The 13,533-nt window shown below is 51.9% G+C and carries 11 protein-coding genes; 7 read left to right on the top strand and 4 right to left on the bottom strand.

The genetic code is table 11. The features are described from left to right. Window positions 1–5 precede the first annotated feature (5 nt). Genes IX84_RS28395 through IX84_RS28380 form a run of 4 tightly spaced genes read left to right on the top strand, consistent with a single transcriptional unit; the run spans window position 6 to window position 5,177 of the window. Complete coding sequence (locus IX84_RS28395; protein WP_044229401.1) at window positions 6–380, top strand: BlaI/MecI/CopY family transcriptional regulator; 375 nt, start codon at window positions 6–8, stop codon at window positions 378–380. After that, window positions 367–3,309 (top strand): M56 family metallopeptidase, encoded by a 2,943-nt coding sequence (locus IX84_RS28390; protein ID WP_044229399.1) that lies wholly within the window; start codon window positions 367–369, stop codon window positions 3,307–3,309. The genes IX84_RS28395 and IX84_RS28390 overlap by 14 nt, the downstream gene beginning before the upstream one ends. A 7-nt stretch (window positions 3,310–3,316) precedes the next feature. Further along, window positions 3,317–4,228, top strand: a complete 912-nt coding sequence (locus IX84_RS31715) for a DUF6624 domain-containing protein (RefSeq protein WP_152605283.1) — start codon at window positions 3,317–3,319, stop codon at window positions 4,226–4,228. A gap of 25 nt (window positions 4,229–4,253) precedes the next feature. Continuing rightward, window positions 4,254–5,177, top strand: a complete 924-nt coding sequence (locus IX84_RS28380; protein ID WP_044229397.1) for a DUF6624 domain-containing protein — start codon at window positions 4,254–4,256, stop codon at window positions 5,175–5,177. Between the two features lie 5 nt (window positions 5,178–5,182). Here the strand turns inward: IX84_RS28380 and IX84_RS28375 are convergent, their stop codons facing one another. Next, window positions 5,183–5,656, bottom strand: coding sequence for a hypothetical protein (locus IX84_RS28375; RefSeq protein WP_152605282.1), 474 nt, complete (start codon window positions 5,654–5,656; stop codon window positions 5,183–5,185). A gap of 89 nt (window positions 5,657–5,745) precedes the next feature. On the opposite strand from IX84_RS28375, the gene IX84_RS28370 reads away from it, so the two are divergent. Genes IX84_RS28370 through IX84_RS28360 form a run of 3 tightly spaced genes read left to right on the top strand, consistent with a single transcriptional unit; the run spans window position 5,746 to window position 8,422 of the window. Continuing rightward, window positions 5,746–5,955: a hypothetical protein gene (locus tag IX84_RS28370; RefSeq protein ID WP_044229394.1), complete on the top strand. Its 210-nt coding sequence runs from the start codon at window positions 5,746–5,748 to the stop codon at window positions 5,953–5,955. 53 nt (window positions 5,956–6,008) lie between these two features. Then, window positions 6,009–7,205 carry a glycosyl hydrolase family 18 protein gene (locus IX84_RS28365; RefSeq protein WP_052516487.1) on the top strand — a complete coding sequence of 399 codons (1,197 nt, stop codon included), beginning with the start codon at window positions 6,009–6,011 and terminating at the stop codon, window positions 7,203–7,205. A 2-nt stretch (window positions 7,206–7,207) separates the two neighbouring features. Beyond that, window positions 7,208–8,422, top strand: coding sequence for a retropepsin-like aspartic protease (locus tag IX84_RS28360; RefSeq protein ID WP_044229389.1), 1,215 nt, complete (start codon window positions 7,208–7,210; stop codon window positions 8,420–8,422). A 48-nt stretch (window positions 8,423–8,470) separates the two neighbouring features. Here the strand turns inward: IX84_RS28360 and IX84_RS28355 are convergent, their stop codons facing one another. From IX84_RS28355 to IX84_RS28345, 3 genes are all read right to left on the bottom strand, one after another. Then, window positions 8,471–11,761 (bottom strand): T9SS type A sorting domain-containing protein, encoded by a 3,291-nt coding sequence (locus IX84_RS28355; RefSeq protein WP_044229386.1) that lies wholly within the window; start codon window positions 11,759–11,761, stop codon window positions 8,471–8,473. 164 nt (window positions 11,762–11,925) lie between these two features. Further along, window positions 11,926–12,891, bottom strand: a complete 966-nt coding sequence (locus tag IX84_RS28350; protein WP_044229383.1) for a sensor histidine kinase — start codon at window positions 12,889–12,891, stop codon at window positions 11,926–11,928. A 75-nt stretch (window positions 12,892–12,966) separates the two neighbouring features. Beyond that, a partial coding sequence (locus IX84_RS28345) for a transposase (RefSeq protein WP_044229381.1) occupies window positions 12,967–13,533 on the bottom strand: 567 nt, incomplete at its 5' end.

The following is a 13,533-nucleotide window of genomic DNA, read 5'->3' as shown; positions in this document are numbered from 1 at the left end:
GTCCTATGAGACAATTAAACGAAAAAGAAGAAGCTGTCATGCAGGCGCTTTGGAAGCTAAAGCGGGCCTTTCTGAAAGAAATAGTTGCGGAGCTTCCACCGCCACCGCCACCAGTTACCACGGTTTCCTCCATGGTGCGCAAGTTGGAGGGGGAAGGTTTCATTGGGCATGAAGCCTTCGGGAAAAGCAACCGCTATTATCCGGCCGTGAGCAAGCAGGAGTACCGGAGCAAAGCCTTCCGGCACCTGATGACCTCCTATTTTGAAAGTTCTGCGGAGGCCTTGCTGTCTCATTTCGTACAGGAAGAGGAAGTTTCTTACGGTGAGCTGGAAGCCCTGCTTGACAAGATCAAAAAACAGGAGGATCATGATACCCAGTAGCGTCACACAATATTTACTGGAGTCCAGTATCTGTCTGGCGCTGTTTTACGCGCTCTATTACTTTTTGCTCCGCCGCGAAACCTTTTTTCAGTTCAACCGGGCGTACCTGTTGCTGATGCCGGCGGTGTCTCTTGCTATACCTCTGCTTCATATTGAGCAGGCAGTGGCTCCCTCTACCGTTGCGGGGGAGGTGCTCCTGCCAGTGGTGCGGGAAGCAGCGTCAGCGAAGCTGCAGATTTACGGGCAGCTCATGGCGCCCACGCCTGCCTTTTCCCTGAGCCTGGCTGATATTTTGGTAGGGCTTTATCTGACGGGTGCGCTTTTTATGCTGAGCCGGCTGAGTTTGCGCCTGTTGGCGCTGCGGAGGTTGATCCGCAGGAGCCGGCGGGAGCAAAAGGGGCGATACACTTTGCTGACGCCCGAACGGGACATTCCGGCCAGCAGTTTTTTCAGCTACGTATTCTGGAAAGGCGAAGACCTGCCTGAAGCCAAGCGTGTTATCCTTGAGCACGAACTGGTGCACGTCAGGCAGCGGCACAGCCTGGATGTGCTGCTGATGGAATGTTATTTGATATTGAAGTGGTTCAATCCACTGGTTTATGCCTACCGCACAGCGCTTCAGCAGGTACATGAATATATAGCGGATGCTTACGTGTCGCGGGAAATAGGCAGCCGCCATACCTACGCACAGTTTCTGGCCCTACAGCGTATGGGGCACAGTTGTCATCCACTAGCCAATACTTTTGCCGCTCATCTGAGAAGCCGGTTGCAAATGCTGGCACAACGGTCTTCGGCTCCGTGGCGGGCGGTGAAGTACCTGTCGGTGCTGCCTGTTACAGGATTATTGGTGTTGCTGTTTGCATTCAATTTATCAGAACAACTCCCCGGAGGGGGCTTCGAACGGGCAGGTCAGGCGGTGGATGCCTTTGCCCGGCAGGACGTATTTACCACCTGGGGCGAACAACCGGAAGAAATGGCGGATGCCCTGGCCTGGGGACCTTATCGGTTGCCATTATTCAGCCCGGCGCAGCTCAGTGGTCCGGACAATGCTCTGTCAGCTACCTTTCTGACTCCCGCCGCCCTACGTGCCCTGAGCACTGAGCGCTTCGAGTTGGTGCTGGGGGAGCAGGTGTTGTGGCGCAATAAGACGCAGGCCTTGCTTTACAGGGGCAGTCAGCTGGTCCACTCCTTTTCGGTAAAGGGCAGGCTAAAAGACTGCTGGCCAGCCGGGGTTGGCATGGAGGAGGATCTGGTGCTCGTTCTGGCGGTGGAAGATGCCTGGGGGCGCCTGAGTTGCGGTATTATTGGTTTGGGTAAGGTTTATTCTGATGATCTCCGGGTGGCTATGATGGAGGCAGGAGTGTACGCTATGATGAAGGTTGCTGGCCCTAAGGCGGAAGGCGGGAAGACCGAACTTTGTGTGGCTTTAGCTGATGAGCATATTCAGAAAATCAATACCCACCATCCCTGGGAAAGCAGCCCCTACCGGTTGCAACTGGGACAAGAGCTGCTGGGGGTGCAATGGTACAACCATCCGTTTGCCAGTACTGCCGGAACGATCATTCAGGAGGTTGAGCCAGGTCGTTTGGCGAGGATAAAAAACACATCTTTTCAAATCACCAAAGCAGGGCAGGGCCTGGAGGTTGAACAGCTGTGTGTAAACCTCATCAAAAAAAGCGGGCCTGACCGGATTTTGGAAGCGGCTTCGCCCGGTGAAGTTCAGGAAATATGGAGGCAGGTAACGGCAGCCTTAAGCGAAGGAGATCAGTTGCACCTTCTTGCCCGTACCACAGATGAAAAAGCGTTCTACACCAGCCTGGGTATCGGCGTTTCACCGGAGCCCGGGCTGGTCTTTCAGGACGGTTTATTCAGTGAACGCTATGGGGAGTTCTCCCGCCGTACAGTCGATCAGCTGCCTCAGCCGAAAGCATGGCTGCGTCGTTCCGGCACTGAAATCCAATGGGGGGATTACCACTGGGTTCTCCGGCAGCGGGACGGGCGGGCGAGTGAAGCGGTTCGTTATCTCCCGGCAGAAGCATTGACAGCCTTGTCGACGGCAGCGTGGTCGGCTACTTTTAATGGCGAAGCGGTGGGTACGGATAGTCTGATGTTGTGGAGTTATGACCGGTCAGATGAAGGTATGAAGTTTACGCCTTTGTTCTCCGAAGCCGGGCAGCGCAGGCTAAGGGTAGCTGCTCAGCGCACAGATGCCTTCGAGCTGCAGGTGGTCTTTGGTTTAGACAACGGTGCCGACCGTGGTCGGCTTATTTTAAAAATCAACCAGGAACGGCCCATTGCGGCCGAAGCTGATACGCTCCGGCTGAAGCCATCCCTGGACCCTTTCCAGTTTGTTTACCGGCCGGGAGCGCCTACCCTCATCCGTTTGGATACGAGTGTGGCCCAGCACCGTTGGATGTACGAACAGTATGCCAATGATCCAAATGTCAATGTGTTGCCTATCCCCGGCTTTCGTACTGTAGAGCGCTTGCGCCGGGAAGGGGAGGCTGTAGTCCCGGAGCCGGAAATTAACAGAGTGGAACTGTTGCATGCTACATATATCGATACGGATACCATACCGGAGTATTATGAGTTGTACGATAAGGCAATGACCTTTCATTGGCGTGGGCTGAGCGGCACCCGGAGTAATGAGGTGCAGTCCCTGCACGCCTTTCAGCATGCCACTGAGGATGGGATGCTGCTGGAAATTGGAGGTTTGGAGTACCCGGTGCTGCAATTCGAGTTAGTCATTATACCGGAAGAGGGGAAGGGCGTAACGCTGAAATCTAAGTCTGCGGAGGATACCACGGTGCAGCAACACCTTGCTGACCTTAAGCCAAACAGTAGCTTATTTCTGACGGATATGGTCATTCAGGATACCGATGGGCAGCAAAAACGCCTGCCCGTCACCTTTAGTTTTAATTTAAAGTAGTGATGCAATGAAAAGAAGCTTTGTAGCCATGGCCTTCATCTTGTTGATGGTGGGCTGTCAAACTACACCGGAAACCGAAGCGCCTTCGCTGAGCCAAACAGAGCATTGGCAACTGGGCTGGCGTATGATTGTCAGTACTTTTGAGGAAGACTTTAGTACTGCTGCTCAACAGTTTGATTCGCTTCGGGCCTATTCGGACACCGTGGAATTACGGTTCCTAATTGCCGGTTTGGAAGTGCTGGAGCATCTTGGACAAATGGAAAGACGGGATTCTATTCTGGCGTTGCAGCCAGAGCATACCTGGGGTACATTTTGCCAAAAGGGGGTGTACCTGGAACAAAAACCTGCCCACATCCCGTGTACGAGAGACGATCAGCAACCTCAGGATACCGTGCTTCAGGGGCAACTGATCGCGATGGAAGTGCGGGACCAATTGGCGCGCGGCAATGTGCAAGACTATCTGATAGAAGCGTTTAGTATTGATACTTCCGGTATGAGCTATGCGGATGGGGTAGAGGTGGATGCAGAAAACCGGGAAGCGCTAAAAGCAATTATCGAAGCGCACGGCTTTCCCACTGCCGAGCTGGTGGGGGAGGAAGGCATGCACGCTGTTTTCATCCTCATTCAGCATGCAGACCAGGACCCGGAATGGCAGAAGGCTCAGCTGCCTTACATTGAAGCAGCGGTGAAAAATGGCGGACTGGATGGTCAGGATTATGCTTACCTGTACGACCGGATTCAGGTCAATGCCGGAAACCCCCAGCGCTACGGTACGCAGTTTTCAAAAGTTGATCCGGCCACCAAAACCATCGAACTGGCAGCGGTCGAAGACCCGGACAACCTCAACCAACGCCGGATGGAAGTAGGCATGATGCCTATCGAGTCCTATCGTGCGCTGGTACTGAGCCGTTTTCAATAATTTTTACCGATAAAAACCATTTACCATGAGAAATCACCTGACTTTTTTATTCCTTTTCCTTTTTACGATTTATGCTCAGGCTCAGGAAAAGCAGATGCCTGTTACCACAAAGGCAGACTCCCTCCGGGAGGCAGGAGATTTGGCGGAAGCCATCGCCCTATACCGGCAAGGCTATGAGCAGGATGCGGACGATTTTACGAATACGTACAACATGGCTTGTGCTTATGCCCTACTTAATAATCGGGATTCGGCATTCTACTTTTTGGAGCAAGCGCTGCCCTCCGATTCCACAGTACTCATGATGCGCGACCCCGATCTCGTTTTCCTGTACGAAGATGACCGCTATCAGGCGCTGGCAGAAAAGCAGATAGAGAAAGTGCAAGCCGTGCATGGAAAGTACCAAAAACCCGAGCTGGCCCGCACGCTGTGGCGCATGATGCAAACCGATCAGGCTTTTTACGGGCATACCCGGGTAGCAGAAGGGAAGCTGGGCCGCCGAAATATAATGACACCGGCAATCTGGGAACTTAAACATCGCATCAATGAAGAGAATCAGGAAGCTTTGGTTGAAATTATAGAAGAGAATGGTTGGCCCTTGCGTTCGCAGGTGGGCGGTACAGCAGCTTCTGCTGCTTTCCTGGTTATTCAGCACGCGGATTATGAGCTGCAAAAACGCTACCTGCCCATGATTGAAGCGGCCTGCAAAGAGGGGGAGGCAAGCTGGTCGAGCTACGCGCTGATGTACGACCGCATACAGACCCGGGAAGATAAGCCTCAGAAGTATGGTTCTCAGGTACGGTTCAATCCGGAAACAGAAACCTACGAGCCTTTTCCTATCCTGGAGCCGGAATATGTAAATCAGCGGCGCGCAGAAGTTGGACTGGGCCCGATTGAGAATTACCTCAGCCGTTGGGATATCGACTGGGAGGTGGAGCAAAAGACGAAGTAGCCCTTTTAGGATTGGCGGAAAGCTTCAAAAGCTTCCATGAACCGGATGAGCGCTGGCAGAGAAAAGCGAAGTTTGTTGCTGTCCCAGTCTGAAAAGGTAGCGTTCAGGTCTTTATCCCATCGTACCTTGTCGTGACTGATGGCGTTGCGCAGCAGTTCCAGCACAAAGCTCAGCGTCATCGGCTTCCTGGAGAGGGAAGGGTGGAGGTTGAGGATTTCGAAGTCCGCCCAATCAGTAGCCATCATTTTTTTAAGCACAGACTTTTTGGGCTTGTTCCGCTTGAGGCGTTCCCAGGGGCGGGCGATTTGCCCGTAGAGTTGTTGCTGAAGGAACGCAGGGGTTAGTAGCTGCGCCTGGCTGGGGGGCACATCGGAGTGGGTATTCCAAAACTCGGCGAGGGATTGGTTGGGGTGCTCCTGCAGGGCATGCTGTAGCCTTTGTATCAACGAAAGCAAGGAAGTTTCAGATCGTTTAGCCATGGTCATAAATGTAGGAATTTCCGAAGAAGCCTGATAAAGGTTAATGGCATATTTCATTACCTTTATGCCCTACTAATGAAATTCAGGCTATGTCTATCATAAACGACTGGAAATTCGTCCTCCTGCTCTGCCTCACCCTCGGCCTGGCGCCTTTCTATCCCGAGCCCCACATCTGGGGCAAGATCAAGTGGATACGTGGCGGGGCAGTGGGCATGCAGGCACTTGACTGGTTTGATGTCGTTCTGCATGGCTTTCCCTGGGTGCTTCTGATCCGGCTGCTCATAAGACGCCTACCATAGATTCCCGAAATTTTGGTTAGCTTTATACGTCTGAATCACTAAAACCTATTGATTTGAAACGTATACTGCTACTCCTGACCTTCGCTATGGCGCTGGGTCCACTGACCGCCCAGGAAGACTTCAAAGTCATTGGCTATCTGCCTTACTACCGGTTCAACTACAACAGTCAGATTGAATATGAACGACTGACCCACCTCAACCTTGCTTTTGCCAACCCGGATATGGAGGGCAACCTGGATATCGGTGGACAGGACATCACCCCGATTGTCAATGCCGCTAAGGCGAAGGGCGTGGAAGTCTATATTTCTCTGGCAGGCGGTGCCCTGACCGACGAATGGGAACAGGCCTGGGAACACCTCATGCTGCCTGGAAACCGGTCAGCTTTCATTCACAAAATTATGCAGTACGTCGAGCAGTACGGGCTGGATGGTATTGATTTTGACCTGGAATGGGGGCATGTCAATGAAAAGTACAGCCCCTTTGTGCTGGAATTGCGCGACTCTGTAGACGCCCACGGGCTTACGCTCACCGCAGCCCTGCCTGGCACCTATCGTTATCCCGACATTACAGACGAAGCGCTGGCCGCCTATGACTGGATCAATATGATGGTGTATGACCTGACCGGTTCCTGGGACCCCGGCAATCCCGGGCCACACTCCCCATACTCCTTTGCCCTTAATGCGATGTTCTACTGGCAGGGACAAGGTGTAGCCAAGTCAAAGCTGACCCTCGGCGTGCCATTTTATGGTTATGATTTTGGGAGCACTCCGGTTTCCTCCTACCGCTATGGCACTATTGTAGACTGGGATCCGGCTAATGCCTGGGTGGATCAGGTAAACCAGGTATACTACAATGGCATCCCTACGATTGTACAGAAAACCGAGTTGGCAGAAGCCCAGCTATCCGGCATCATGATCTGGGAGTTGGGGCAGGATCATTTCTCTGACCTGTCCTTACTGCGCGCCATTGATGAAACGCTTAATGTGGTAGACGTTGAGGAGCCAATGACAAGGACTAAAATGCTGGAGGTCTTTCCCAACCCTTTCCGGGAAAGTCTCACCGTCGCCAACACTTCCGATCAGACCGTTCAGTACCGCATCCGCAATGTGAATGGGCAGGTGCTAAGGTCTGCTGTGCTTAACGGGCAGTCTCATATGGAAGTGGGCACCTGGGATCTCCCGGGCGGCTTTTACCTACTGACAGCTCAAACCGCTGATAGTCAGCAAACTTACAAGCTTGTGAAACGATAGCCATGCATAAAGTAATTGGAGTACTCCTTTTACTGCTGCTGTTCAGCTGCGGTAAGCAACGCCTGTGGGTCAAAGGAAAAGTACAGCAAAAAACGTTTGCCCGGGAAATTCCCATACAGATCAAAAACGGGCTGATTTTCGTGGAGGTAGCCGTCAATGGCAGGCCCTGCAATTTTCTGATGGATACCGGTGCGCCTACCCTGATAGATGCCCAATTGGTGGAGGAACTGGGGCTCAAAACCAAAGCATTCGGTACAGCTGTTGATTCTTACGACCGGCGTAACCGTATTGACTACACCGTATTGGAAACCATAACGATAGACAGTATCAACTTTATCCGGCAGGGCGCTCTGATCTCTGATTTGCGGAGTGTACCTGTCTTCGATTGCCTTGATATCGATGGGTTGCTGGGGGCTAATCTCATGCGCAATGCCTGCTGGCAAATGGATTACAAAAATGAAGTGATCCGTATTCAGGAAGATTGCGAGGGCTTTATTTACAGCGCAGATTGGATCGTGATGCCCTTCCGTGTCAATAATCAGGGAACGCCTAAGCTGTCGGTAACGCTCGGTGATAGTCTGCGCCTAAGTGACGTTACCCTGGATTTTGGTTCTTCCAGTGGCTTGTCGCTTGACTTAGAAGCCGTGGAGGAGATGTTTGACCCTGCTGGAGCAGACTTGTTTACCGCTGGTGCAGCCGGTGTAGGGCTCTATGGGGTGGAACTGGATTCCATTTGGTTTATGTCTCCGAAAGCGCTTTTCACTTCCCGTGAGGATCTGATTTTACATGGTGTCCGGGCGCGCATCCGGCGCAAAGGAGGCCATTTGTTTGGCACACAAATACTCCGGGAGTTCCGTTCTACGATCGACTGGCAAAACAATGAGCTGGTACTTGAGCCTGTGCCTATGGGCGAAAAGAGGAGCCCGGTCTGGAAAAACTTTGGTTGCGCGCTTCAGCCGAATGGGGAGGTCCTCGAAGTCGCCCAACTGGTTTATCCATCTTTGGCGGTGGAATCCGGTCTGGTGCTTGGGGATACAGTCGTGGCCATCAATAGCCTCCCGGTAGATGCAACGGATTTTTGCGAAGCCAGAGCACTTTTTGGAGCGACGGATCCAATTGAGCTGACCATCCAAAGGCAGGAGAACCATTTGAGAGTGAACCTACGGCAGCAGGACCTTTTTGATGCTCCGCAGAACAAGGCTACAAAAAAGCCCTGAAGCACAAAGCGTACTTCAGGGCTGTAAGTCAATTCCCCTTTATGGCTCTTATTGTTTCATCCACTTCAGAGTTTGAGTGGTACCATCTGATTTGGGGATTTCCAGGAAGTACAAGCCATTTGGCAGGTTTTGAGTTTGCCAGGGTAGTTGCTGTGCACCTGGTTCGAACTGCCGCTGCTCAATCAGCTGCCCCATTGTATTGATTAGGGAAACAGTTATAGGGAGCAGTGTTGGCTGGCCCAAGTCCACGGTAAATTGCCCGTTGGAAGGATTGGGGAAAATACGCGCCAGAGTTTCGTGGTCAGCGGCTACTTCTGGGCCATCATGAGGCACGACAAGGCTTGGTGAAGCCCCCTGAACGGTTACGTTGCTGACAACCGCATTGACAGTGCCATTCGGAGTATGGGTGAAGGTCGCGATGCCTACTTCAGCGCACTCCGGCAATTCCATGTATACCTGATGGATCAGCACCCAGTTATTGCCAGCGTTTCTGTAGTACCCCCGGAACCAGTTGCCTTGCCGTACGATGCGTAGCCAGAAGGGGAAAGAAGCATACAGATGGGTGTCATTGTGTGGTGCACCGGTCTGATAGCGTGTTTCCCAGCGGGTCATGTTCGTGCCATTAGAGTAGAATGCAATCTTGCGGGCACCCGGAGCATCGCTCTCGCGAATCATCAGTCCAACGTATCCGCCTGTGACTTCTCTGACTCGTGCCTGTATACCGCCATTGCCGCATAAGGTTTGGCTAATGAAGCTTACATCATCAGAGGTGTCGCCGTCCAGATTGTTGGCACCTGAACTCAGGGTAAAGTCTCCGTTTGCAGGGTTGTTCCGCGTACAGGGGTTGAAGCTATAGGTGCTGCCATTGCCCTGATCACCGATGTCGGCAGTAGTCCATGGCGCTGGAAGTGCAGTACCTTCCACTATAGTGATTACCCCTTCGCAGCTTACGTTATTGCCGTCATTGTCGACAGCTCGAAGGGTGACGATATGCTCGCCCCGGGTAGAACAGTTAAAGGTGTTGGGCGTTACGGAAAGCAGGTTGATGGTACAGTTGTCAAAGCTGTTAACTTCATCAAACAGATCATCAGGAGTCAGGCTGGCATTGCCGTATGGATCAAGCTCTTTGACAAAGCTCTTGCAGAATACGATGGGGGCAATATTGTCCCGTACCGTAACCGTGGCGTTACACTGGCTTTGATTGTCGCTGCCATCCTTCAGGCCAAGAGTAATTGTATTGGAGCCGAGGTCATCGCAGTCAAAAGCGCCCTTGGAAATGCTACGCTCACTAATGCCGCAGGCGTCAAAGGACGCATCGTCTACATCTCCGGGCGTGATGGATGCCAGGCCCTCTTCATCCAGGTAAACCGTTATGTCTTTGCAGTTGGCCGTGGGCGCTATAGCATCGATAACCTGAATGGATGCTGAATTGGAAGCCTCATTCCCGCTGAGGTCAGTCGCTTTTAGCACCACGGTTTGAGGGCCGAGGTTATTGCAATTGAATACGGACTTATCCAGTTCATAGTCCGCAATGCCGCAGTTGTCGGTCGAGTTGTTGTTAACATCTTCCGGGTTCAGTACCGCTTCTCCATTAGCGTTGAGGTACAGATCATAGGATTTGGTATTGACGACGGGCAGACCGGTGTCCATCAATGTGAAATTTCGGTCATAGTCCGCCTCATTGCAACGATTATCTGAGCCTGTCCAGCTGTACACGGTAGGGCCAACATCCGCACAGGAATAGGTTTGAACGGAAGCCTCAAGGATTTGGGTACCTCCTCCTTCCTGATCGGTAAAGGAATCCAGAAAGTCATCCAGGTCCAAATCAATAGTAGGGGTGCTCAGGTTAATGACCTGGGAGCCGGTGGTATAGGTGGCAACCGGTGCCTGCTGGTCGGGCTGTAATTGGATGGGCGTGCCCTGAATGTCCTCAAATGCGCCATCGGTGACATCAAAGGTCTCATCATAGATAACGATATCTTCAACCGGGAAATTAAGGTCATCATCAAAGATGAAAAACTCTTCCATTATTGGTTCGATCTCAATGGTCAAACACTGTACGCCGTCGAAATTAAACGGAGGAATATTGGGCTCACAGATTTCCTGCTCAAAGCCTCCAACTTCGAGTTCCCCCTTCAGGATTTCAAGGCCCACTTCAAAAACTACCTCTTCGGTGATAGCGGTAGAAAGTTTGTCATTGACCATGATGAAAGAAGGGGTGACCATCGTTGGCTCAGGGGCACCGTCTGGGTATTTTACCCGCAATGTGTGGCCGGCTTTAATAGTCGCTGTTGCCCCTGTTCCAGTATTGACCACACTGTTCGTACCTGGGTCAACCTCTTCGTATTGCAGCGTCTGACTAAATGCAAATTGGATATTGACTTCCCCTTCAAACTCCACTTTTCTGCGCTGTGCTATTTCCAGCCCCAGGGGCGTATTAAATGCCGTGAAATCGACAGAGGCGATGCCGGCATCAAACCCGATACTCAGAGGGACACCCGTAAAGTACTGCTGGAAATTGAGTGGGCTGAAGTGAATATTAACGAAGTTTTTCAGGGAATTATCACTTAATTTTTTCCCCGTCAGGTTGTCCGGGCCATCTCCGGCAAAGGGATTATCGATTGTTCCACCCAAAAAGATAGCATCTTCAATGAAGGCAGGGATGGTAACCGGAAAGGAACCAGGTATTGCCCCACTTGGTGCGCTCAGGCCTGGGATGTAGTCCCAGGGCCAGGTAATACCGGTATTGGTATTCAGGCCAAAGAAAGGATCTTCCCAACCATCGCCAAAGTCCTGCCAGTTACTTGAGGTAGCGCTTCCAAAGCCCTCAGGAGCCGATATTTCCTCCAGATCGCCAATCGAGGCAGAAACCCCACCGGTAAAAGAAGTCCCCAGCTCAAAGTCGAGGGTAGGTGGGGTAACCGCGAGGTCGTACCCTGCACCGACAGTGCAATCGGTTGTGATTTCGATCCAGTCGTTGCAGCCAAACGTATTGGCATCCGGGTATTGAATAGTGATGTCAAGAGGATAGGTGATGTCGACCTGTCCGCCATTCAATTCTTTGAGTTGGAAATAGGCACCAAACTCTATGCCTCCCTTGAGGAACAACAGATCAAGGATCTTCTCATCCACGAACTGAGAGACCTTCCCATCGCCGAGAAATTGCTTATCGAGGTTTAGGCCCGCTGGCGTACCGCCGTTGGCTTCGAATAAGCTCTGTCCATTGGCTTGAAAAACAGGGTTGAAATTTGCAGTCTGCTGCCCGTAGGCCAGGCCAGGCAGGATCATACCAAGCACAAGCAGGAATGCCCGGAATGTAGTGAGGTGAAAATAGTGCATGTTGATTAGTTTTGATAATGTGACTTTTCCGGGCCATAAAGGGGGCAGCCCCGGACTGAACAATACAAAACTAAATGCCGGTGATTGCAGCTAAACGGTGATGTCGCCGAAGGGCTGAAGTAGATGCATGAATGTCAAAACCAGGAGCATGAATGACATTTGCTTTAACCAGTAACGGGCAGCCGGACAAGGCATAGCGTACCGCCACCCGGTTGGGGCTCAATGGTGAATGCGCCCTGATTGCGTTCAGCAAAAGCCTTGCAGAGGGGTAAGCCCAGCCCGGTACCCCGCTCTCCGGAGGTCCCTTCCCGGGATTCAACAGACCGCCCTTCCATTACGGCAGCAATTTGATTAGCAGACATGCCTTGCCCGGTATCTTCTACAGATAACACTACCTGCTGCCCATCCTGCTTTCCCGATACCCGGATACGGCCAGATGGAGGGGTGAACTTAATGGCATTGCTGATCAGGTTGCGCAGGATGAGCTGCACACTGTTTTGGTCGGCAAAGGCATTGAGGTTGGGCGGGACCTCATCGATCAGTTGGATGTCCTTCAGTTCAGCATGGGATTCGAACAGCTGGAGCGTATGTGCAGCTTCTTGTTGCAGATGCACAGAAGTGGGCTTCAACCGAACACCTTCCAGTTGAGTGAGCGCCCACTGCAGGAGGTTATCAAGCAATGTGTTGAGGTTGGCTGCACTTTTGTTGACCTGCCCAAATACCTGTTCTAAGCGGTCCAGGTTGCGGTTTTTGAGATGGAAACCGACGATTTGTGCCAGTTGCTGGAAGGCACTGGCTTCTCCCCGAAGGTCGTGGGCAATAATGGCAAACAACTGGTCTTTGGTCTGATTGAGCTCGGCAAGCTTAAGGTTTTGGGCGGCAATTTGGCGCCTGCCCTGAAGGACCTTGTGGTACAGTACACCCAAAACGGAGAGGAGCAACAATAATATGGCTACGGCGGCCAGAATACGGTTGCGCTGTTTGATCGTTTGCTGGTTCTCCAGCCTTAGGAATTCATTCTCTGCCTCTGTTTGCTCCGTTTCGTACCGGGTCCGGATTTCCTGTATCGCCGCGCGGTTTTCAGCTTTGGAAAGGCTATCAGCGATGGCAGTGCTTTCCTGATAGGCCACTAAGGCATTGACATGATCCCCTAATTCCTGGTACGCCTTAGAAAGTAGTGGCTTAAGACATAAGTTTCTGACAATTTAAATGAGAGGTTCCCGGTCCTTGTCGAAGCCTTTAAATTTCCATTTTAGAGGTTTAGCCAAGCACTCATTGTAAAAAGCCACGTAGGCTTCTATTTTGATTTGTAGCTCTTCGACTGAAGAAAAATTGCCATTGCTAATCACATGACGCTGCAGCTTAGCGAACCAATTTTCGATTGGGTTGAGCCAGGAGCAATGCTTGGGCGTGAAGACAAATCTGATACGGTGCTCTTCTTTTTCCAGGAAACGCCTACGAGTTACCATGTTTTTTAAGATGCCCTCCCGGCCTTTTGTGCCCAGGCCTTCATCATACCCTTCGCACTCGGCAATCCAGCGGACCAGCGATTCCGACATATGGGTATTGAGCTGGTCGGACAAAATAATAACCTGGTCCATTTCTGGCAGTGCATGGACGGTGCATTTGATGAAGTCAGCATAATCTGTTTCATCCCGAGTGTCTCCCATACGGTAATTGATGACCTGGCCATTTTCCACGTTGTTAGCGGCAATCAGCGTCGTTGTACCGTGACGGATGTACTCATATTCCACCCGTTGGTGTGCCCCCTT

This window comes from Phaeodactylibacter xiamenensis, from assembly GCF_000759025.1.
Lineage (GTDB): Bacteria > Bacteroidota > Bacteroidia > Chitinophagales > Saprospiraceae > Phaeodactylibacter > Phaeodactylibacter xiamenensis.
The sequence above is the reverse complement of the archived record's forward strand: the minus strand, read 5'-3'. Positions and strand labels throughout refer to the sequence as shown.